Here is a 20,808-nt window from a genome sequence, read left to right as displayed (position 1 = left end):
GTCACGCTTTCTTCGCATCGTGGTAGGAATTGCCCTCGGAGAGAACGCCGAGTTCGAAACCGGAAACGCCCTTGCGGAAGGCAGCCGTCTTCGTTGTCTGGAACATGAACACGAAGGGGCTGTTTTCCATGTGCTCGCGCTGCAGGGACTCATAAAGCTCCACGCGCTTTGCCGGGTCTTTCTCGTCACGGGCAGCTTCTGCCTTCGCGGCAAAGTCGTCGTTCTTGAAGCGCGAACGCCACAGGAAGGGCTTGGACTTGGCGTCGTCGCCATTGTCCTTGTTGATGTTGAAGACATCGGCGTTGGAATGCGGATCGAAATAATCCGTGCCCCATGCCGATAGCGCCATCTGGTGTTCGCGGGCGCGCATCTTGGTCAGAACCTGACGGTTCTCGGCCGATTGCAGGCGCACCTTGATGCCGATATCGGCAAGGTTTGCCTGAATGGCCTGCGCCAGATCCGGATAGGGCTGGGCGGAATAGTGATCCATGGTGATCTCGAAACCATCGGCAAGGCCGGCTTCCGCCATCAGCGCCTTTGCCTTCTCGACATCGCGCTGGAACGGCGTGTCGTTGACGGCGCCGGGGAAGCCCTTCGGCTCGAAGCTCTGGTGGATTTCGTGCGTCAGCGGCACGATGTTTTCCTGCATGCCCTTATAGTCCAGCGCCCACTTGATGGCCTGCCAGACCTGCGGCTTGGCAAGGTTCTCATTACCCTGATTGAGCGAAATCAGGACCAGCGAGGCGATGGACTTGCGCTGCAGCTCGATATTGGCGTCGTCCTTGACGGTGCGCAGCTGCTCCGACGTCAGGTCGCGGGCGATATCGATATCGCCCTTTTGCAGCATCAGAAGCTGGGAAGACGGATCGGTGACGTGGCGCAGCACGATGCGCTTGATGTTACCCTTATAGGGACCGTTGGGGTTGACGGTGAGCGCAACGCTTTCGCTGGGCTTCCAGGCCTGCAGCATGAAATCGCCGGAACCGGCGCTGTTCTTCTGCAGCCAGCCATTGCCGAGGTCTTCGCCGGAAGCATTGGCGAGAACCGCCTTCTTTTCGACGATCGCGCCGATATTGGCGGAAAGGCAATACAGCAGAAAGGAGATGGCGGTCGGCTTGGCCGTCGTCAGCTTCACCGTCTTGTCGTCGGCGGCAACAATGGTCGTTTCGGCATTTTCAGGCGTGAAGCCGAACTGACCGATGATGAAGGCCGGGCTCTTGTTCATCTTGATCGCGCGCTGCAACGAGAAGGCAACGTCTTCCGCAGTCACTTTCGCACCGCTGGAGAAGGTCGCATCGTCACCGATCGTGAAGGTAAAGACCTTGCCGTCCGCATCGGCTTCCCAGGATTTCGCGATAACCGGATCGACCTTGGTGGAATCCTCACGGTTGGCCCGCACCAGCTTCTGGTACATGTTGGAGATGATTTCACCGCCAACGGCCTCGAAACCTTCATGCGGGTCAAGGCTCGTCATATTGTCCAGCTGCTGGGCAACCACCAGAATATCCTTGGGCGTTGCGGCAAAGGCCGGAATGCGCGCATAGGACAGGAACGGAACGGCAGCGCCGGCGATCAGCAGGTTGCGTCTTGAAATCATCGAAAATCCCCTTTCGGACCTTATTTTTCAGAAAATGATGGGTTTGCCCCAATCCAGTCGTTTTTTTTATGTTTTCCCGCGATTACCACGAGCAAACGAGGCCCGACCAATTCCAAATTTGGCAGAGCCTATGCATGGATTGCATTTGCTCCCGCCTTGACCTTTCCTCTACCAATTCCCAAAAGTCTGATGGACGCGCGTCCGCGCCCTCCCGCTATCCGAAGGTGAATGACCATGACCGATCAAAAACCCGTACCCGTCTTCGACGGTCACAACGACGTACTTCTGCGGTTATGGAAATCGGGCAATGTCTCTCCCGAAACGCTTCTCATCGAAGGCGACACCGTTGGCCATATCGATCTGCCACGTGCGAAAAAGGGCGGGCTGGCCGGCGGTCTCTGCGCCATGTATGTGCCGTCGCCCAGCATGGAGAAGGACGCCAACGGTGACTTCCCGACACCTGCCGAGGCTGATGCGCTAAAGGCGACGCATGCCATGGCGGCCCTGCTGTTCCGCGCCGAGAAACAATCCGCAGGCGCACTCAAGGTCTGCCGCACCGCCGCCGATATCCGCAGCGCCATGGCAGAAGGCGCCTTCGCCTCCATCTTCCATATCGAGGGGGCGGAAGCGATCGGCGCCGATCTGGATGCGCTGCACGTTCTGCACGAGGCGGGCCTGCGTACGCTCGGACCGGTCTGGAGCCGGCCGAACATCTTCGCTTATGGCGTTCCCTTCCGTTTCCCCTCGACGCCGGATATCGGCCCGGGCCTGACGGATGCCGGCAAGCGGCTGGTAAAGACCTGCAATGAGCTGAAGATCATGGTCGATCTCTCACACATGAACGAACAGGGTTTCTGGGATATCGCCAAGATATCAGACGCGCCGCTGGTGGCCTCGCATTCCAACGCTTACGCAATCTGCAATCACAGCCGCAACCTCACCGACCGCCAGCTGGACGCCATCCGCGATACGGGCGGCCTTGCCGGCATCAACTTCGGCGTGCTGTTCCTGCGTCAGGACGGCGTCAAGAACCCGGACACCGACCTCAACGAACTCGTCCGCCATGTGGACTATATCGTCAACCGCATCGGGATCGACCACGTCGCGCTCGGGTCGGATTTTGATGGCACCACCATTCCCGCCGCCATGAAGGATGCGGGCGACCTGCAATTGCTGGTCGAAGCCCTGCGCAAGGGTGGTTATGACGACGAGGCGCTTGCCAAAATCTGCCACGGCAACTGGATTCGCGTGCTGGAAAAGACCTGGGGCGCGTAAGACCTCCCATCAAGTGCATCTCCGGCGCAGGACGCCGGAGACATCAAGCGGCAGGCCGTTAAGCCTTTGCCGCTTTTTTCTTGCCACTCACCCGGAAGGCCAGAAGCCCGGCGACGACACCGACCATCGCCCATTTCATCGGCAGCACATCCGCCGTCTCGCTGCGGATCGGCAACACGGTCACGGTACCCGGACGGGATTCATAACCCATCTGCCCTTTCGCCTTGGCCTCCGCAATCTGCTGCGGCGAAACGACCCATTCGGCGCCGCGCATCTTGTCCACCGCCATGTATCCGCCGCCCGCCACAAGGGCGACGACCACCGAAAGCGCTATTCTTGATGGCGTATTCATCTGCATCTCCTTCAATCAAAAGGAGCGTGTAATGGCATCAAACACCACCACCAGGCAACCGCCGCGGTCAATTTTGTCCCTTTGGGAACGATCTCCAAAATCTTGCATTCTTCAGTTGTATTTGCGCGATTAAACTGCTGGTTATTCCCGAATAACCGGCGACAAAGTTCACATCGACACTTCATGCTTTTCTGCTAATCACATTTCCTCAACCGCAACGAATTAGCGACACAATCCTGTGGTTCGCCAACAGGAACTGGCGCTGGGCAAAATAAATGGCAGACAAGAGCGAAATTACACAAACCGATGTTACGGAATCTGCGGTTGAAAGCTTTTTTGCCAGAAACCGCCCCTATCTGACTGCGATCGCCATTACGCTGGTCTTCGTGATGATGACGTTCGCCATCTATCACCTGACCTCCGAAGTCCGTTATGACGACGTCATCGATGCGCTGACGCAGACCTCGGCGTCGGCGGTGCTGCTCGCCATCGTCTTCACCGGGCTCAGCTTTCTGGCGCTGATATTCTACGACGCCAATGCCATCGAATATATCGGCCGCAAGTTGCCCTTTCCGCCCATGGCCGCAACGGCGTTTGCGGCCTATGCCATCGGCAATACTGCCGGTTTCGGCCCCTTGAGCGGTGGCGCGATCCGCTTTCGGGCCTATTCCCGGCTGGGTCTTTCACCGGGTGAAATCGCCCGCGTCATCGCCTTTGTCACGCTGTCCTTCGGGCTTGGGCTGCTTTCGGTCAGCGCCATCTCCACCTTCATCGTCGCGCCGCGCATCGCCGCAATCATCGACGTCGATGCCGCTATCCTCAGAGGCACGGCGCTTGCCATAATCGCGGCTCTCGGGGCGGCGGCCTTTGTCGGGCGCAACGGGCGTATCATCCGGCTCGGCGCATGGCGTCTGCGCCTTCCGGACAGCCGGACATCATCGCGGCAATTCCTCGTTTCCGCCTTCGATATCGCCGCTTCCGCTTCCGTGCTTTATGTCCTCCTGCCCGACACACATCTCGGCTGGCCGACATTTTTCGCCATCTACGCCACCGCCGTCGGCCTTGGCGTCCTCAGCCATGTACCCGCGGGCCTTGGCGTCTTCGAAACCGTCATGGTTGCGGGGCTTGGCAATGCCATAAGCGTCGATCAGTTGCTCGGAAGCCTCGTTCTCTACCGCGTGATCTATCACGTGCTGCCGCTGGTGGTGGCCATTCTGGTCATGCTCGTCTCGGAGATGAAGCAGTTCGCGGCAAAGCCTGTTGTCTCCGATATCAGCCAGCTTGCCGTCAGGCTCGCGCCGCCGCTGTTATCGACCTTCGCGATGATCCTCGGCGCCATGCTGATCTTTTCGAGCGTGACGCCGACACCGGACAGCAATCTGGATTTCCTCTCCAATTTCGTGCCGCTTCCCATCGTCGAGGCCGCGCATTTTCTGACAAGCATTCTCGGCCTCGTACTTGTCGTTGCCTCGCGCGGCCTCGGGCAGCGGCTGGACGGCGCCTGGTGGATTGCGCTGGTCGCCGCCTCGCTGGCGCTGGTCCTCTCGCTCCTCAAGGCCATCGCCGTCTTTGAAGCCGCCATCCTCGGCGTCTTCATCGCGGCCCTTTCCGTCAATATGCGCAGCTTTAACCGCCATGCCTCGCTGGTGAAGCAGGCGTTGGGGCCAAGCTGGCTCGCCGCCATGGCCGTCATCATTGCGGGCGCGGCGACAATCCTGCTCTTCGTCTATCGCGATACGGATTACAGCCAGACATTATGGTGGCAGTTCGAATTCTCCGAGGAAGCGCCGCGCGGATTGCGCGCCCTTTTAGGCCTCGTGCTCGCCTCCTCCACGATAGCCATCTTCAGCCTGATGCGGCCGGTGGCCTTCAGGCCGGAGGCCATCAAGGCCGACGACGTCACGAGCGCGACCGGTATCGTCATGACGCAGGATGCGGCCGACGCCAATCTGGTGCGCATGGGCGACAAACACGTAATGTTTTCCGAAAACGGCAACGCCTTCATCATGTATGGGATTCAGGGCCGCTCATGGATCGCTTTCGCCGATCCGGTCGGCGACGAGAATGATTTCCCCGATCTGGTCTGGCAATTCGTGGAAGCCGCCCGTGGCGCCGGCGCGCGCGCCGCCTTCTATCAGATTTCGCCTTTTCTCCTCTCCCATTGCGCCGATGCGGGCCTGCGCGCCTTCAAGCTCGGCGAACTGGCATTGGTCGATCTCACCGCATTCGAACTGAAGGGCGGAAAGCTCGCCAATCTTCGCCAGTCGCTGAGCCGAGGCGCGCGCGACGGACTGACCTTCGAGGTGGTCGAGCAAGCGCAGGTCGCGGATATTCTGGATGAGTTGAAACAGGTCTCCGACGGCTGGCTTGCCCACCACAATACCCGGGAAAAGCGCTTCTCGCTCGGTGCTTTCGAGCCGAATTACATCCTGTCGCAACCAGTCGCCGTGCTGCGCAAGGATGGAAAGATCACCGCCTTCGCCAATCTCATGGTGACGGACACGAAAAAGGAAGCCACCGTCGACCTCATGCGTTTTTCGCCGGATGCGCCGCGTGGCTCGATGGATTTTCTCTTCGTCAGCATCATGCAATATCTGCGCGATGCGGGCTATGCGAGCTTCAATCTCGGCATGGCCCCCATGTCCGGCATGTCGAAACGCGACGCCGCCCCCGTCTGGGACCGCATCGGCAGCACGCTGTTCGAACACGGCGAACGGTTCTACAACTTCAAGGGACTTCGCGCCTTCAAGGCAAAGTTCCACCCGAAATGGGAACCGCGTTACCTTGCCGTGCAGAACGGCGCAGACGCCGCTATGGCGCTGATGGATGCGACAGTTCTCATCAGCGGCGGCGTCAGAGGAGTGATCGGAAAATGAGGAAATCCAGCATGCTGAAAGCGGTTCTTGCCGCCTCCGCTCTGTTCGCCGCCCCCTTGTTGGCTTCTGTCACCGTTTTTGCGCAGGACAAGCCCGCTTACGAGACCGGCATGATCCCCGCCGGACACATCATGGTGCCGGATGGCGAAATTCTCGCCAGCGTCTTCCTGATTTCCGATGCGGACGGATGGACGGCCACCGATGAGACCCGCGCCAAGGCGCTGGTGGAAAAGGGTGCTGCCGTGGTCGGCATCGACTTCAAGGAATATCTGAAGGCGCTCGAGGCCGATGACGACGAGTGCATCTATATGATCTCGGACATCGAGTCGCTCTCGCAGCAGATTCAGCGCACCGCCGGCACGAGCAGCTATCGCCAGCCCATCCTCACCGGCATCGGCAAGGGCGGAACGCTGGCGCTGGCGATGATTGCGCAGAGCCCCGTCTCCACCGTCCGCGAAGCCATTGCCGTCGACCCCAAGGCCGGCCTGCCGCTTGAGAAAATTCTCTGTACCCCCGCCACCAAGGACAAGGCGGATGGCGAAACGGTCTATGGCCTGACCGACGGCCCGCTGCCTGCACCCGTCAGCGTGCTGTTCACCTCTGCCGCGGATCAGAAGGGCCGCGACCACGTCAATGCGCTCGTCAAGCTGCATCCCGATATCGACGTGACGGATGTGGATGACAAGGCGGACGAGGTTCTGACCCAGACCCTGTCCGACCAGATCGACGCCGCAGGCGACACCGACAGCCCGCTCGGCCTGCCGATCAAGGTTCTGGAAACCAGCCCGGTGATGGACACCATGGCGGTGATCTATTCGGGCGACGGCGGCTGGCGCGATCTCGATGAGGAAGTGGGCGGCGCCTTCCAGAAGGAAGGCATACCCGTCATCGGTGTCGATTCGCTCCGCTATTTCTGGAAGGAAAAGAAACCGCAGGAAGTCGCCACAGATCTCGGCCGCATCATCGACACCTATCGCAAGGAATGGAAAGTCCGCAATGTGGTGTTGATCGGCTATTCCTTCGGTGCCGATATTCTTCCCGCCACCTATAATCTGCTGCCTGACCGCGACAAGTCGCATGTCGTGCAAGTGACCCTGATGGGACTTTCGACCGAAGTGGATTTCGAGATTTCCGTCGAAGGCTGGCTTGGCGTTGCCGGTGAAGGCAAGGGCGGCAAGACGGTGGATGACATCGCCAAGATCGATCCGAAGCTGGTGCAATGCATCTATGGCACGGAAGAAGAAGATGAAGACCCCTGCCCCGGCCTGAAAACCAAGGGCGTGGAAACGGTCGGCATCGAGGGCGGCCACCATTTTGACGAGGACTATGAGGGGTTGGCCAAGCGTATCGTGACATCGCTGAAGACCCGGCTGCCGAAATAGCCTGCATCACCACAGGCCGATATTCCACATCTCGGATAATCTTTGACGGCGAACGCATCGACGACGCGTCTTCGCGTCGCGGCCGTGCTTGCGGAATCGCCTAAACTATTATTCAAAAGAAACCGGCCTGCAGTGGATGTTCATCACATTTCCGCAACCGTGCTGCTGTTGATCGCCAACCATGGATTTTGTATTTCCGGACGGGTTCAGGGAGCCGCCGCATGCCCGCTTTAAAGCGAAAGACGAAAACACCAGTCCTCGTGGAACGCATCGATAATTTCGTCGGCCAGGTCAAAGAGGCGATGAAAAGCGATGAGACCCTGCGCAACAGAAAAATCCGCGACCTGTGGGATGCCGAGGTCCGCTACCATTTCGAAAATGGCCGCACCGAAAAGACGCTCGAACTCTACATCATGAAATATCGCAATGCGCTAAAGGCCGAGTTCGGGCCGAAGAGCACGCCGCTTGCCATCTGCAACATGAAGAAGCTGCGCGAGCGGCTGAACACCTATATTGCGCGCGCCGACTATACGAAGACCGGCGTGGCGACCTCCATCGTCGAGAAAATCGAACGGGCGGAGTTCAATACCGCCGGTCGCAAGCCGACCGTTCTGCTGCGCATCGCGGATTTCATTTCGGCGATGAACGGTATGGGAACGAAAGAAGAGATGCAGACCCTGTGGAACGCTGAAATCAGCACCATGCAGGGCAGGGCCCAGACAACGATCATCTCCTACATCACTAAATATCGCAACGCCATCCGCGAGGCCTTCGGCGACGACCATCCGATGCTGAAGATCGCCACCGGCGATGCCGCGATGTATGACGATGCGCGCCGGGTCAAGATGGAGAAGATCGCCAGAAAGCACGGCGCGCTGATCACCTTCGAAAATTACCGGGAGGTTCTGAAGATCTGCGCCGATAAGCTCCTGTCCGCCGATCCGCTGATGATCGGCATCGGCCTGATCGGCATGACCGGACGCCGCCCCTATGAGGTCTTCACCCAGGCCGAATTTTCCCCTGCCCCCTATGGCAAGGGCGTCTCCAAATGGAGCCTCCTGTTCAACGGCCAGGCCAAGACGAAACAGGGCGAAGGAACGAAATACGGGATTACCTATGAAATCCCGGTGCTTGCCCGCTCGGAAACCATTCTCGCCGCCTATAGGCGCCTGCGTGAAAGCGGCCAGGGAAAATTGTGGCATGGCATGTCGATCGACGATTTTTCGTCGGAAACCCGTCTGCTGCTCCGGGACACGGTTTTTAACCTGTTCGAGGATATCTGGCCGAAGGAAGAGCTTCCCAAGCCCTATGGCCTCCGGCACCTCTATGCAGAGGTGGCCTTTCACAATTTCGCGCCGCCGCATGTGACCAAGAACAGCTACTTCGCCGCCATTCTCGGACATAACAACAACGACCTCGAAACCTCGCTGTCCTATATGACTTATACATTGCCGGAAGATCGCGACGATGCGCTGGCACGGGCCAAACGCACAAACGAGCGGACGTTGCAGCAGATGGCGACGATAGCGCCGGTGTCCCGTAAGGCATGATGCTTCCGGGCGTAAAATCGCTCGGCAGCGTTATCGGAGATGGTCCGGCCGCAGAGTTCAGTCCTCCGCGGCCGGCCGTTTCATTCATCAAGCCCGCGCATCACCGGAGGTGCGGTAAAGCAGGGTCAATACCGTCAGCATCAGCCCTACAAGTGCGACCGAGCCGAAAATATAGAAGTTCCACTCCGGCGCCAGACCCCGCTGCAGCACAACGCCGCCGATCATCGGGCCGGCAATGCCGCCAAGCCGCCCGACCGCCAGCGAAAAGCCGAGACCCGTACCGCGAATATGGACGGGATAAAGCCGCCCGACCAGAACATTGGCCAGGATCTGCGTTCCGATGGTGCCCGCACCCGCAAGGGCGACGAAGGCATAAAGAAGCGGACCCTTGTTCACCGTCAGGGCAAAGATCGAGGCGGCGCCGATGGCAAACAGGATCGCCACGACCACCTTGACGTTCCCCTTATCCGCAAATCGCCCGCCGATGAGAATGCCGATCGCAGCCCCGACATTGAGCATGACGGAAAAGCTGAGCGCGGAACTGATGTCATAACCCATCTTGTTCATGATGGTGGGCAGCCAGTTGACCATGCCGAAGGTGAGAAGCAGCGAGCAGAAGTGGATGCCCCAGGCATTCAGCGTCGAGAGCATCCGGCCTTCCGAAAACAGCGCGCCGACCCCGCCCTTTTGGATTTTTGCATGCGGCACGATGCGTTGCAGGCCATAGCTGTCGCAAATGCCATCAGCCTCCGCCTGCCGACCCTTGCTTGCCAGCCATTCGGGCGATTCCGGCAGGAACCGCATGAAGATCGGTAAAAGAACAAGCGGCAGACCGCCGATCAGCATCAATGGCCGCCAGCCATAGGTCTCCAGAAGAAGGATGCCCATGACGCCGGAAATGATGCCGCCAATAAGATAACCGAGGAAAGACAGGGAGTTGGCCTGCGCCCTGCGATGCGGCGGCGAAAATTCCAGCACCAGCGCGGTGACCGTCGGCAAAAGCGCGCCAAGCCCGAGACCGGCGAAGAAGCGCGTAATTTCAAAGGCGAGAAAATTCGGCGTCATGGCCGAGGCGATCATCATCGCCGAAAAGCCGGCGAGGCTGAGAAGAACCACCTTGCGGCGGCCGATGCGGTCGGCCATGGTGCCGGCAAACAGCGCGCCCAGCAGCATGCCCACCAGCGTCAGCGCGGCGGCGCGCCCGACCATGGCCGGGTTCAGCGCCCATGCGCTTTCTTTCAAGAGTGCCGGTGCGACGGCGCCATAAACGACAAGATCGTAACCATCAAACATGATCATCAGGCCGCATGTCGCGATAACGCCGGCCGGGTTTTTCGTCCGCACTGACGCGGCGCTCAGATAATTCGTGGACATGTTCCTCCCTTTCACGCAAGAACGCGCCATCCGGAATGGATAAGCGTCTTCCCGTCCCTGCGATATCCTCCGTGAGTGCCCGGCTTGCTCCACCCTGATACATGCCTCGCTCCCGTCAAGCACATATCGCCAGTATCACCCGCCTTCGATTAAATGTTGCATTTGCAAAAATTGCAAATGAAATGTTAGCCGGCCTCCAGCCCGGAAATCGTCGACAGCGTCGGGGTCCAGTTCAAAATACGAATCCTGTTATAGACACCGTGAATGACGAAGGGGTCGGCCTCGCTGAAAGCGATGATGTCCTCGATCGAGAGAGCTTCGGCAATGACAAGCGCGGCCGAAGAGACGCCGGAAACGGCGCTCATTGGGCCGGAAGCGAGAATTCTAAAACCGTCGGCCATCGCGTCGCCATTGCGCAGGTGGGCCTTGTGGGCGTCCAGATGGGCTGCACGTTGCGAAGCCGTAGCGGGATCGCTTTCGGCGAAACGCACGTAAAGCCGTGTTGGGTTTCTCGGGCCGCTCATCTGGCAAGTACGAAATCATGGTTCACCGACCAGAACCAATCGTTGGTAAAACCCAGTTCTTTCGCCTTCCGCGCATCGTCAACCCGCTGGAAATCGGCAAGCAGGCTTTCTTTTACGCCGAAGACCGCATCCGAACGGATATAGGGGTCATCGGGATCGAAAATATGCGTGACGAGCGTGGTAAAGCCTTCCGCCGAGACGATATAATGCAAGTGCGCCGGCCGGTAGGGATGCCGCCCCATGGCGCGCAACAGCTGCCCGACCGGACCGTCATCCGGGATCGGATAATATTTCGGCTTGGCGGCCCGGAACCAGTAGCGCCCGTCCTCGCCGGTGATGAAGACGCCGCGCAGGTTGAAATCGGGCTGGATGCCCTTCTGCTGCACATCGTAAAAACCTTCGTCATTGGCTTGCCAGACATCGATGCGCGCGTCGGCGACCGGCGCCCCCTCGGTATCGAGGATGCGGCCGGTGACCACCATATCCTCGCCCTTGCCATCGAGGCAGATGTTTGCACCCATCGGCATTTCCGGCGCATCGGCCACATGGAAGGGGCCGAGAACGGTCGATTCCGACGCACCGCTCGGCTTGCGATGGTTGATGGCGTCAACCAGCATGGAGACGCCGAGAATATCGGAAAACAGGATCCATTCCTGCCGCCATTCATTGCAGATCTGGCCGACCTCGGTGAGAAAATGAATGGCCTTCATCCACTCCTCCTCGGTCGGTTCGATTTCCTTCACCGCCTCATGCAGCTTGCGTGTTACGACCGCCATGATTTCCTTCAAACGCGGATCGTCACAATCGCGCATGCGCGCGATCACGGTTTCAGCCGAACGTTCCTCGATGAAGTAGCCGTCATCATTGCTCATCTTCATATCCATCGTCTCCTCCTCCCGTTACTCCGGACGCGTGCCCTTGAAGGCGCGTTGCAAAAGGTCGCGGATCGCAGTTTTTTCGATTGGCCGCGGGCACCAGTAAGGATTGGCCGTTGCAAGCTCTGCCATGGGATCGAGATCGTCCGACCGGACCCCGAGAGCCGCAAGGCTTGCCGGCGCGCCAAGTCGGGCGGCGAAATCATAAAGCCCCGCCCCTGCCCTGCCGCCGACAAGAGCGGCAAGGGGTGCAAGCAAATCCGGCACCGCCTGTTCCACATATGCGATGATGTGCGGCAGAAGCACCGCATGGGTTTCCGCATGTGGCAGATCGAGACTGCCGCCCAGCGTGTGACAAAGCTTGTGATGCAACGACATGCCGACGGCGCCAAGCACCGAGCCGCACAGCCATGCACCATAAAGCGCGGTTTCGCGCGCCTCGATATCCCGCGGCTCGGCCTTCACGCCGGGAAGGGCTCCGATCATCGCCCGCAGCCCCTCGGCCGCCATCAGGCTAGCGATGGGATTGCGGTCCTGCGCATAAAGCGCCTCCGCCGCATGCGCCATGGCGTTCAGCCCGCTCGTCATGCTGATGTCGACCGGCAACCCAAGCGTCAGTTCCGCATCGTAAATCACCACTTCCGGCAGGATTTCCGGCCCGCGCATGGTGGTCTTCACCCCGTTTTCCGTCTGGCCGAGAATGGGCGTCACCTCGGAACCGGCATAGGTGGTTGGGATGACGATCTGCGCCGCATCGGTGCGCAGCGCAATGGCCTTGCCGAGGCCGGTGGTGGAGCCGCCGCCGAGCGCCACGACGCAATCCGCACCGGCGGCGCGATAGGCTTCGACCGCGTTTTTCGTCACCTCGACCGGCGTATGCATGGCCGCATCGGAGAAGACGCCGGCAGCAAGCCGGCCGAGCCGGGCAGCAAGCGCCTCCGCGTCACTCTTCTGCTGTGGCGTGGAAAGCACCAACGCCCGCGACAGGCCAAGGCGGCGGATTTCCTCCGCCGCGCCCGCCGAGCTGCCCGCCCCGAAAACGATGCGGGCGGGCGCGGCCGTATAGACGAACGGCTGCATGGATCAGTTCCCGTCGAGTTTGAACAGGCGGCGCGCATTGGTGCGGCCGATCTTCACCCGGTCGGCCTCGGCAATGGTCGTCGCGTTGAACCAGTCGGAGGCATGGTCGATATTCTCGAAGGGCCAGTCCGTGGAAAACAGAATGCGGTCGGCGCCGATTTCCAGGATGGCGTCGATCAGCGTCTGGGTGCGGAAATTGCCCGAGGTGGTGATGTGGAAGTTTTCGTTGAAATAATCCACGAAACGGCGCTTGGCCGGATAACGCGGCGGCAGCTTCACCCAGGCATTGCGGTGGTCGATACGCCACATCATGTAGGGCAGGCCCTCGCCCATATGGCCGAGAATGATGTTGAGGCGCGGATGCTCGTCGAACAGGCCGGACGCCATCAGACGCAGCGCATGCACAGCCGTTTCCTGCGCGAAAGCCCAGGTGGGGCCGAGCAGCCAGGGATGGCCGTCATAAATGCGAGAGTCCTGGGGCAGCGGATTGCGCGGATGCAGGTAAAAAGGCACGTCGAGCTTTTCGACTTCGCCCCAGAACGGGCGATATTGCGGCAGGTCGTAATAAAGCGGCGTCTGCCCATCGCCCTCCTGGCTGAAGCCGTTGACGAGCGCGCCGACGAAACCGAGATCGTTGACACAGCGCTGCAATTCCTCCGTCGCCGCATCCGGGTCCTGCAAAGGCAATGCTGCGAAGGCAAGGAAGCGATCCGGCCGCTTGGCGCATTCTTCGGCAAGCACGTCATTCGCCCGCCGCGCGATTTCGATCGCCTTCTTCCTGTCGGGGATTGCCTGCACCGCCGGTGCGTTCAGCGACAGGATCATGGTTTCGATGCCATGCGCATCCATCAGCTTCAGGCGCGTATCCTGAATGTCGAGCAGGCGGTGCTGCAATTCCTTCCAGTAGTCGCCGGGTACGAAACCGGCCGAGTCCTGAAGAGTTTCCGGGATTGCGAAATGCTCCTCGAGAGCGACCTTGCCTTGCATGTTATTTCCTCCGAATTCACTGTATGATTTGCCGCCTGAGAAGCGATCAATATTGGCCCTTGGGTTCCAGCCCGAGCATGCTCTGACCGATCATGGTGCCGACGGCGTCCCAGTTCATGCTGATATGGCGGCCGACCGCATTGGCATCGCGCCACGCCCGCTGCACCGGGTTGGAAAGATCGAGCCCGACGCCGCCGGTGGAGTCGTTGAGCGCCTGCACGGCGCGCAGGGCGAGAGACACCGCAAAGGACTGGCCGCGGCGGCTGAGAAGGCGGTCATCCACGGTAAACTCCGCCCGACCTTCGATCCTCGCCTGCGAAAGCGCCTGCGCCCGGGCGACATCGCGCAGCAATATTTCGCAAGCCGCATCGACGCTCGCCGCTGCTTCCGCGACGCGCAGCTGGATGGTTGGAAATTCGGCCATGCGATTATTGCCGCCCGCCACCGCACCGCGCGTCACCCGGCCGCCGACGTGATCGACATAGGCGGCAAGCGCCCCCCTCGCCGCACCGACGCCCGCCGCCGCAAGACAGGAGGGGATGCCGGTCAGAAGCGGCATGTTGAACAGACCCTCTTCCGCATAATATCGTCCGCCGGGCGTCTTCCCACTGGTGGCGTCGGGGAAGGTCAGAACCCGGTGTTTGGGAATAAAGACATCATCGAGAACGAGCGTCTTGGAACCCGTGCCGGCCAGGCCCACCACGTGCCAGGTGTCCTCAATCACATATTGCCCGGCGGGAACGAGCAAGAAGGCCGGAACCGGCTTTCCCTCGCCCTGCGGCGGCAGGATGGCGGCGCAGAGCGACCATTGCGCGTTCTCACAGCCTGAGGCGAAGGCCCATTTGCCGCTCAGGCGATAGCCGCCATCGGCAAGCTCCGCCATCTTCACCGGCGCATAGGAACCGCACAGCAGTGCGTCGGGGTTTTCACCCCAGACATCGGCCTGCGCCTCTTCGGGAAACATCGCCAGAAGCCATTGATGGGCAGACAGCAGGCCGGCGACCCAGCCCGTCGACGCACAGGCCGCCGAAAGCTCGATATTGGCCTCGACCAACTCGGCGAAATCTCCGCCCTTGCCGCCGAAGGCGCAGGGCTTGACGATATCGAAATAACCGATGTCGCGAAGCGCCTCGATGTGGCTGGCGGGAACGCGCCGGGCCTCCTCCGTCTGTCTGGCGCTCGCCCGGAAAAGATCGGCTATGCCGGCAACGCGGCTGGCGAGGCGGGCACGCGGGTTCGTTTGCACCGGCTGCGGCGCATGGCTCATATCGTTCATGATTGTCTCCTTGCGGGAATGCTCTGATCGCGGAAATTCAGGCAGGTTCGTGCGAGGGGCTTGCCGCGCAATATTGGGCGTTTTCGTAAAGCAGCGGCCGTGTCACCTCGCTGACATCGGCCGAAAAAACCTGCCCGATGAAAACGGTATGGGTTCCGTAAGGCATGGCCGCGACCCGGCGGCAGGCGATGGCGGCATGGGCCGCGGGCAGATAGAGAACGCCATTGTCGTGGCGATGCCATTGACCGTCGCGGAAACGCTCTTCCGGAGACACCTTGCCGCTAAAGGCATCCGATAGGGCAATCTGATCCTGCGTCAGCACATTGACGATGAAATCGGGCCGGCACAGCAACAGCTCATGCAGCAGGGTGCGATTGTTCAGGCAGACCAGCAGGGACGGCGGCTCCATCGAGACCGAAGTGACGGCCGTGACCGTCATGCCGTGATCGCGCTGATCACCCGAGGCACAGGCCGTGATAATCGTCACAGTCGCCGGAAAACGGCGCATCGTTGAACGGAAATTCTGACCGACGCCTTCGGGCGCAAGGCTGCCGAGGCCAAACAATGCTGATGTCATGAGATCCTCCCAAATCCTGTGCTCTTATTTATTTGCATTTGCAACGTTTGTCAATGCAAATGTTATTCGCCATTTTTTGTGAAAGGGAGAACGCCGCATTCCCCCGTCTTATGGGGCGAAGCTATTGAAACGGACGGATTGTGCCGGTACAGCCGATAGGCGCACATCAGCATCTGCGCAGATGGCTCTCAAACGGGGATTTGCTCGTGTCCTATCAATTCACCGACTCGGTACCCTACCTGCTCAACTGGGTGGGCGTTCGGCTTGGCGAGCGCTTTTCCGTGAGACTGGCCTCCTATGACATCACCCTGCCGATGTACCGGGTGCTGGCCACGTTGCGGCAGCAGGAGAGCAAGACGCTGACCGAGCTTTCGGACATGGTGTCGGTGGAGATTTCCACGCTTTCCCGGCTGGTGGGGCTGATGGTCCGGCGTAACCTCGTCAGCCGCGAACGACCGCTCGACAATGCGCGCATCGTGCGCATCACCCTCACCCCGAAGGGCGAGGAACTGGCCGATGAACTCATGCCCATCGCCGCCATGTTCGAAAAAACCGCGATCGAAGGCCTCGACCCGGCCGAAGTAAAACTCTTCAAAAGCATACTACGCCATATCGGCCGCAACATTGCCGGCCTCTGACACAGATAACCGGCGAACTAGCTAAGACCAACCGGCAGTCACGGCCCGCCCAGCGATCTTGCCGTGCAATGTACTTGCAACAAGCTGGTCCTATCCCTGCGGTATGTCCCCGCAGCTGAAAGGAATTCCCATGTCCAGCAGAGCCTCACTCGCAGTCCCGACAGCAATCATCCTTATCGCCGGCGCGTCCATGCTGCTCACGGCCTGCGCCTCAACCGTCATGAAAAGCTATATTGGCGCGCCCATTACCAGCGTGATGCTGGACTATGGGCCGCCAGACAATATTTATAGTCTGGGCCCCGGCCAGCAGGCCTTTCAATGGCGGAAGAAAAAGACACAGGTTGTTTCCGGGTCATCGAGTGGCGAGGTGCGGACAACGCGGCGCGGTGAGCGATATGAAGTGTCGGAAACGCCAGGTTATGTCGAACGCATCGATTGCTATTATACGTTCTATACGCGCAGTTCCGGCAACGAGTGGTACGTAACAAGTTTCCGGCAGCCGTCGCTTGAATGCGAATGATCATTTCCGGATTTCATCTGGCGCCGCCTGTTTTGCGGTCCATGTTATTGTACCGCCGCCTTCACCTTGAAAGCGGCGGCGTTCTTTTGAGAATTCTCCCTGGGCCTGTCATGGGGCGGGCCGATCAGAAACGATAGTTCAGGCCGGCCTTGATGACATGATCGCTGATATCGGTCTTCGACCTGCCGCTTGAAGTCGTCGTGGCCACATTTCCTGTGCTCACATAATTATATTCGAACTTTGCCGACAGGCCGCCGCCGAAGCTCTGTTCAACGCCTGCCCCGACCAGATAACCCTGTTTCCAGCCATCGGGACCCGTCACGCCATTGCCGTCCTTGAACTTCGTCGTGGTCAGGCCGGCAGTGCCGTAAATGAGCGTCTGGTCAAGCGCCACGCCGGCCTTCATCTTGGCCGCGCCACGGAAACGCTCTCGCAACCGGCCGTTCGGCACACGCGCCTCGTTCCCGAGATAGGACCCTTCGAGTTCCGCACCGACCACGCCCGAACCGAACTGGAAGTTATACCCGGCCTGCACACCGCCCGTCAGGCCGCGGCCGCTGGCCAGTGGGTTGAATTTCGGGGAGGAGACGCCACCATGCACACCCACATAGGCCCCGCCCCAGGAGAAGGCTGGCGTATTGCCATAATCGAAGGATTGCTGCGTATTGTAGTTGGTGAGATCAGCGGAGTAGGCATTGCCTGCAACCGCGACGGCGATGGTCACGGCGACAAGCGATTTCTTGATGATCGACATGAATGACTCCAGACGAAACCGATGCGCCATCTTGTGGCGCAGCCAAGTTTCAGTTCGCGTTGAAGAACCGGAAACCGGCTCCCGTTAGTCTGCTGCGCCAGCCGACATGACATGCGGATGCGTTCAGCAGATAAGGGAATTTTCCCCACGAGAATTGCGTCTGCATTACATCGGGCGAATTTTATTAGAAATTATTTATTTATTTAAATGGTTTGGATGTGTTTTCTTAACCGAATCGTAAGAAATTTCACTATCAGCGCGCGGTCGCAGCCCCTTTGGAAACTATCGATCGAATTTCGAGCCGGACACAGAAGCCGGGATTGAGATCGAGGAACAGAACGCGGCCGCGATGAAGCTCGGCGGCCTTCTGGACCAGATTTAACCCAAGGCCTGCTCCGGGCGAATTCGTGTTGATACGGTGAAACGGCTCGAATACCTGCCCGCGCTCCGAAACGGCTATGCCCGGCCCTTCATCGCAGACCTCGATGGCTCCGGCCGGATCGATCCGGATCGTAATTGCGCCTTTGCCCCCGGCATGGTCTATTGCGTTGCGCACGAGATTGACGACCGCCATCTCGATGATCGAAGTCTGCACCGTGAAAACGACGTCGCCCACGCCTGGCTCGAAATCGAATTCGTAACCGGCATCCATCGCAATCGGGGCGAGATCGGTCGCGATGCGCTCGACAAGCCTATTGAGATCGCGCGGCTCAGCCGGCAGTTTCACCGCACCCACCGCCTGCATTTCCAGCAGCTGCTGCGCAACGCGGGTCAAGCGGTCGATATCGGCCCTGATCTGGCGGCTCAGTGCATCATCGGGCAAGAGGTCGGCTCTGGTGCGTACGATTGCGATCGGAGTCCGCAGTTCATGCGCCGCATCGGCAAGAAAGCGGTTGCGGCGATTATACCCGTCATCGAGCCTCGACAGCGCGACGTTGAAGGCATCCACCAGCGGGATGATTTCAAGGGGAACTTTCGAACGGTCGATCCGCTCAGACCGGTTCTCGAAATCGATGGACTGCGCCTGTTTGACGGTTTCCATCAGCCCGCTCAAGGAGCGGCCGACCGCCCGAGGGGTCACGAGCAGTGTCGCGATGCCCGTCAGGATCAGCATGGGCACGACGGCGATGAGGATGATGAAACCCAGCGCTGGCAGCACGGTCAGCCAGCGGATGGCGCCCTCGGCATCCTTTTCCAGATCCAGCTGAACATTGATCCAGATACTCAGCCCGTCATTGGGAATTCCTTCCTCCGTCCCGGCAATGAACTGAAGCCGCCCGGCGGATGTATCGCGGTTTTCCACGGTGGCGCGCACTGTACCGGCCGCCTCCAGCCGCGCGCGGTCAAAACTCCAGGGAAAAGCCGCCGACAGGGCAGACGCCGGAACAACGCCGTATTGCAAGACGATGTCCTTGGCGTCCCGCACCACAAACCAGAGATTAGGATAGCGCCGTTTCAGCTCCGCCAGCTCCGGCGTCGCCGAAAGTTGCGGCCTGCCCTGTCCATCCTTCGTCACGCTCTCCGCGACAATTCGGGCGGCCTCTTCATTCGCACCTTCGAGCCGCGGATCAATGATCCATATCCAGCCTATGAGAAGGATGACGAAAAGCACGAGCAGAAACGCCTGCAATGCGAAAAGGCGCTTCATCAGCCCCCATCGCAGGGATCGATTGCGCTCCTGTGTCATGTCTTCAACCGGACGAGATAACCGATATTCCGCACGGCCCTTATCTCCACCGAGGCTTCCGCCTGCGCCAGCTTCTTCCTGATACGGGAAATGTGCGCATCGAGAGCGTTGGACTCGATCTCGTCATCGAGCGTATAGACCGCCTCGATCAGGTTCGCCCGCGTGACGATGCGGTTCGGACGACGCATCAGCGCCTCCAGCACCAGATATTCCCGACGCCGCAACTCGATGATGGAGCCGGCAATGCTGACCTCATTGCTGCGCGGATCGATGCTAAGATTTCCGAAATGCGCATATTTGTCGGAAAGAGAAGAGCCGCGTCTATGCAGAGCCCTGAGGCGAGCGAGCAGCTCCTCGATTGCAAAGGGCTTGGCAAGATAATCATCCGCTCCGGCATCGAGCCCGTCGACACGGTGATCGACACTTCCAAGCGCCGTCAGAACAAGGATAGGCACGGAATGCCTGCTCCGGCGAAGCGAAGCCACCAGATTCAGCCCCTCGCCATCGGGAAGGCGGCGATCCAGAACCAGAACATCGTATGACCCGTCCCGCGCAAGGGCTTCAGCATCGCTGATGGTGCGGACATGATCGGCAAGCACATCGCGCCGACGCAGGGCTTCAAGAAGCGCGCGCGCCATTTCGGGTTCATCCTCAAGAAGCAAGATACGCAATGACGTTCCCCAGATGAATCCTTGCCACCCTCACCACTGTTCGCTGAATGTTGCAGCTACATTGCACGAGGACGCACGGACAGTTCATCTTCTACCACCCTGCCTGCCAAAATCCGACGGCATTGCGTGTGTTTTCGCAAAAGGGAGGTCTTATGGACGTGTCGCCTAAGGTTTACGAACCCGGTCTGTACCCGTGTCTCGCATAAAACCGGTCAAGCTCACGCTGCTGCGGCATCTCACCGGTATAGATGGCGATATAGTCTGGAATCCTCTGCATCCGCACCGCCACATCTTCCTCGGACTGCATGGAAATGTAGCCGATCTGCACCAGATAGGTGGTCCGGGCACGCACATCCGCCGTGTTTTCATTGTGACCGAACCGCACGAACATGCGTGAAAGCGCCGCCATTCTCATCTCGTCAGCCTTGCGAACTTCCGCAAGAATCTCATCGGACTGAAGAGCCCAGCTTCGAACGGCGAACTCAAATCTGCTGTCGAAGAGCGAGGAATCCAGCCAGCAATCGAAAACATTCAGCATGGCTTCGGCCATCGTCTCGGCGTAGGCTTCGGATTGCGTGACGATGTTTCCGGTGTTTTTTTCCCGCCAGCGGGCGACGAGCGCGGCCAGCAATTCCTCCCGGTCCTTGAAGAACCAGTAGAAACTCGTGCGCGACAGATTTAGCTTCTTCGCCAACGGCAGGATTTTGACGGAATCCACGCCCGATTCCAGCAAAGCCTGATAGGCGGCCTCAAGCCACCCCTCCTGCGATCCACGCCAACCGGTGTCGTTCAATGTCGCTTCCATAACGAGTT

General features: G+C 59.7%; 19 protein-coding genes. 6 read left to right on the top strand and 13 right to left on the bottom strand.

Annotation, left to right across the window (positions count from 1 at the left end):
- Position 1: 1 nt before the first annotated feature.
- A complete protein-coding gene (locus PL599_RS13415; protein ID WP_269824528.1) occupies positions 2 to 1,597 on the bottom strand; it encodes an ABC transporter substrate-binding protein in 1,596 nt (531 codons plus the stop codon).
- A 234-nt stretch (positions 1,598 to 1,831) separates the two neighbouring features.
- Between PL599_RS13415 and PL599_RS13410 the strand changes: the two genes are divergently transcribed.
- Positions 1,832 to 2,872 (top strand): dipeptidase, encoded by a 1,041-nt coding sequence (locus PL599_RS13410; RefSeq protein WP_269824529.1) that lies wholly within the window; start codon positions 1,832 to 1,834, stop codon positions 2,870 to 2,872.
- 58 nt (positions 2,873 to 2,930) lie between these two features.
- Here the strand turns inward: PL599_RS13410 and PL599_RS13405 are convergent, their stop codons facing one another.
- The gene (locus PL599_RS13405) at positions 2,931 to 3,224 is read right to left on the bottom strand and encodes a hypothetical protein (protein ID WP_269824530.1); all 294 of its coding nucleotides are present in this window, start codon (positions 3,222 to 3,224) and stop codon (positions 2,931 to 2,933) included.
- A gap of 275 nt (positions 3,225 to 3,499) precedes the next feature.
- Between PL599_RS13405 and mprF the strand changes: the two genes are divergently transcribed.
- From mprF to PL599_RS13390, 3 genes are all read left to right on the top strand, one after another.
- On the top strand, positions 3,500 to 6,100 hold the full coding sequence (mprF, locus tag PL599_RS13400) for a bifunctional lysylphosphatidylglycerol flippase/synthetase MprF (protein WP_269824531.1): 2,601 nt from the start codon (positions 3,500 to 3,502) through the stop codon (positions 6,098 to 6,100).
- Positions 6,097 to 7,482, top strand: coding sequence for a virulence factor (locus tag PL599_RS13395; RefSeq protein WP_416172007.1), 1,386 nt, complete (start codon positions 6,097 to 6,099; stop codon positions 7,480 to 7,482). Before mprF ends, PL599_RS13395 begins: the two co-directional genes overlap by 4 nt.
- Positions 7,483 to 7,703: 221 nt before the next feature.
- On the top strand, positions 7,704 to 9,032 hold the full coding sequence (locus PL599_RS13390) for a telomere resolvase (protein WP_269824533.1): 1,329 nt from the start codon (positions 7,704 to 7,706) through the stop codon (positions 9,030 to 9,032).
- An 87-nt stretch (positions 9,033 to 9,119) separates the two neighbouring features.
- Here PL599_RS13390 and PL599_RS13385 read toward each other — a convergent pair whose 3' ends face one another.
- The 7 genes from PL599_RS13385 to graD form a co-directional block, all read right to left on the bottom strand.
- Entirely contained in the window at positions 9,120 to 10,406 is a 1,287-nt protein-coding gene (locus PL599_RS13385) for an MFS transporter (protein WP_269824534.1), read from the bottom strand.
- 185 nt (positions 10,407 to 10,591) lie between these two features.
- The gene (locus tag PL599_RS13380) at positions 10,592 to 10,930 is read right to left on the bottom strand and encodes a YciI family protein (RefSeq protein ID WP_269824535.1); all 339 of its coding nucleotides are present in this window, start codon (positions 10,928 to 10,930) and stop codon (positions 10,592 to 10,594) included.
- Complete coding sequence (gene graB, locus PL599_RS13375) at positions 10,927 to 11,814, bottom strand: hydroxyquinol 1,2-dioxygenase (protein WP_137410914.1); 888 nt, start codon at positions 11,812 to 11,814, stop codon at positions 10,927 to 10,929. Before graB ends, PL599_RS13380 begins: the two co-directional genes overlap by 4 nt.
- Before the next feature lie 15 nt (positions 11,815 to 11,829).
- Positions 11,830 to 12,885 carry a maleylacetate reductase gene (gene graC, locus PL599_RS13370; protein WP_269824536.1) on the bottom strand — a complete coding sequence of 352 codons (1,056 nt, stop codon included), beginning with the start codon at positions 12,883 to 12,885 and terminating at the stop codon, positions 11,830 to 11,832.
- A gap of 3 nt (positions 12,886 to 12,888) precedes the next feature.
- Positions 12,889 to 13,872, bottom strand: coding sequence for a gamma-resorcylate decarboxylase (gene tsdA, locus PL599_RS13365; protein ID WP_077981343.1), 984 nt, complete (start codon positions 13,870 to 13,872; stop codon positions 12,889 to 12,891).
- Between the two features lie 46 nt (positions 13,873 to 13,918).
- Positions 13,919 to 15,148 (bottom strand): FADH(2)-dependent resorcinol hydroxylase oxygenase component, encoded by a 1,230-nt coding sequence (graA, locus tag PL599_RS13360; RefSeq protein WP_269824537.1) that lies wholly within the window; start codon positions 15,146 to 15,148, stop codon positions 13,919 to 13,921.
- 37 nt (positions 15,149 to 15,185) lie between these two features.
- A complete protein-coding gene (graD, locus tag PL599_RS13355) occupies positions 15,186 to 15,725 on the bottom strand; it encodes an FADH(2)-dependent resorcinol hydroxylase reductase component (protein ID WP_269824538.1) in 540 nt (179 codons plus the stop codon).
- A gap of 206 nt (positions 15,726 to 15,931) precedes the next feature.
- On the opposite strand from graD, the gene PL599_RS13350 reads away from it, so the two are divergent.
- Entirely contained in the window at positions 15,932 to 16,363 is a 432-nt protein-coding gene (locus tag PL599_RS13350; protein ID WP_004433168.1) for a MarR family winged helix-turn-helix transcriptional regulator, read from the top strand.
- 130 nt (positions 16,364 to 16,493) lie between these two features.
- Complete coding sequence (locus PL599_RS13345) at positions 16,494 to 16,883, top strand: hypothetical protein (protein WP_142913583.1); 390 nt, start codon at positions 16,494 to 16,496, stop codon at positions 16,881 to 16,883.
- 124 nt (positions 16,884 to 17,007) lie between these two features.
- Here the strand turns inward: PL599_RS13345 and PL599_RS13340 are convergent, their stop codons facing one another.
- The 4 genes from PL599_RS13340 to PL599_RS13325 form a co-directional block, all read right to left on the bottom strand.
- Complete coding sequence (locus tag PL599_RS13340; RefSeq protein ID WP_142913582.1) at positions 17,008 to 17,637, bottom strand: outer membrane protein; 630 nt, start codon at positions 17,635 to 17,637, stop codon at positions 17,008 to 17,010.
- Positions 17,638 to 17,890: 253 nt separating this feature from the next.
- Positions 17,891 to 19,285 (bottom strand): sensor histidine kinase, encoded by a 1,395-nt coding sequence (locus PL599_RS13335; RefSeq protein WP_269824539.1) that lies wholly within the window; start codon positions 19,283 to 19,285, stop codon positions 17,891 to 17,893.
- Between the two features lie 35 nt (positions 19,286 to 19,320).
- Positions 19,321 to 19,995: a response regulator transcription factor gene (locus PL599_RS13330; RefSeq protein ID WP_142913580.1), complete on the bottom strand. Its 675-nt coding sequence runs from the start codon at positions 19,993 to 19,995 to the stop codon at positions 19,321 to 19,323.
- Between the two features lie 172 nt (positions 19,996 to 20,167).
- On the bottom strand, positions 20,168 to 20,800 hold the full coding sequence (locus PL599_RS13325) for a TetR/AcrR family transcriptional regulator (protein ID WP_162520551.1): 633 nt from the start codon (positions 20,798 to 20,800) through the stop codon (positions 20,168 to 20,170).
- Positions 20,801 to 20,808: the final 8 nt, after the last annotated feature.

Source organism: Agrobacterium sp. ST15.16.055 (assembly GCF_027956555.1).
Taxonomy (GTDB): domain Bacteria; phylum Pseudomonadota; class Alphaproteobacteria; order Rhizobiales; family Rhizobiaceae; genus Agrobacterium; species Agrobacterium salinitolerans.
Note: the sequence above shows the minus strand (reverse complement) of the source record. Positions and strands in the feature narration are given on the sequence as shown.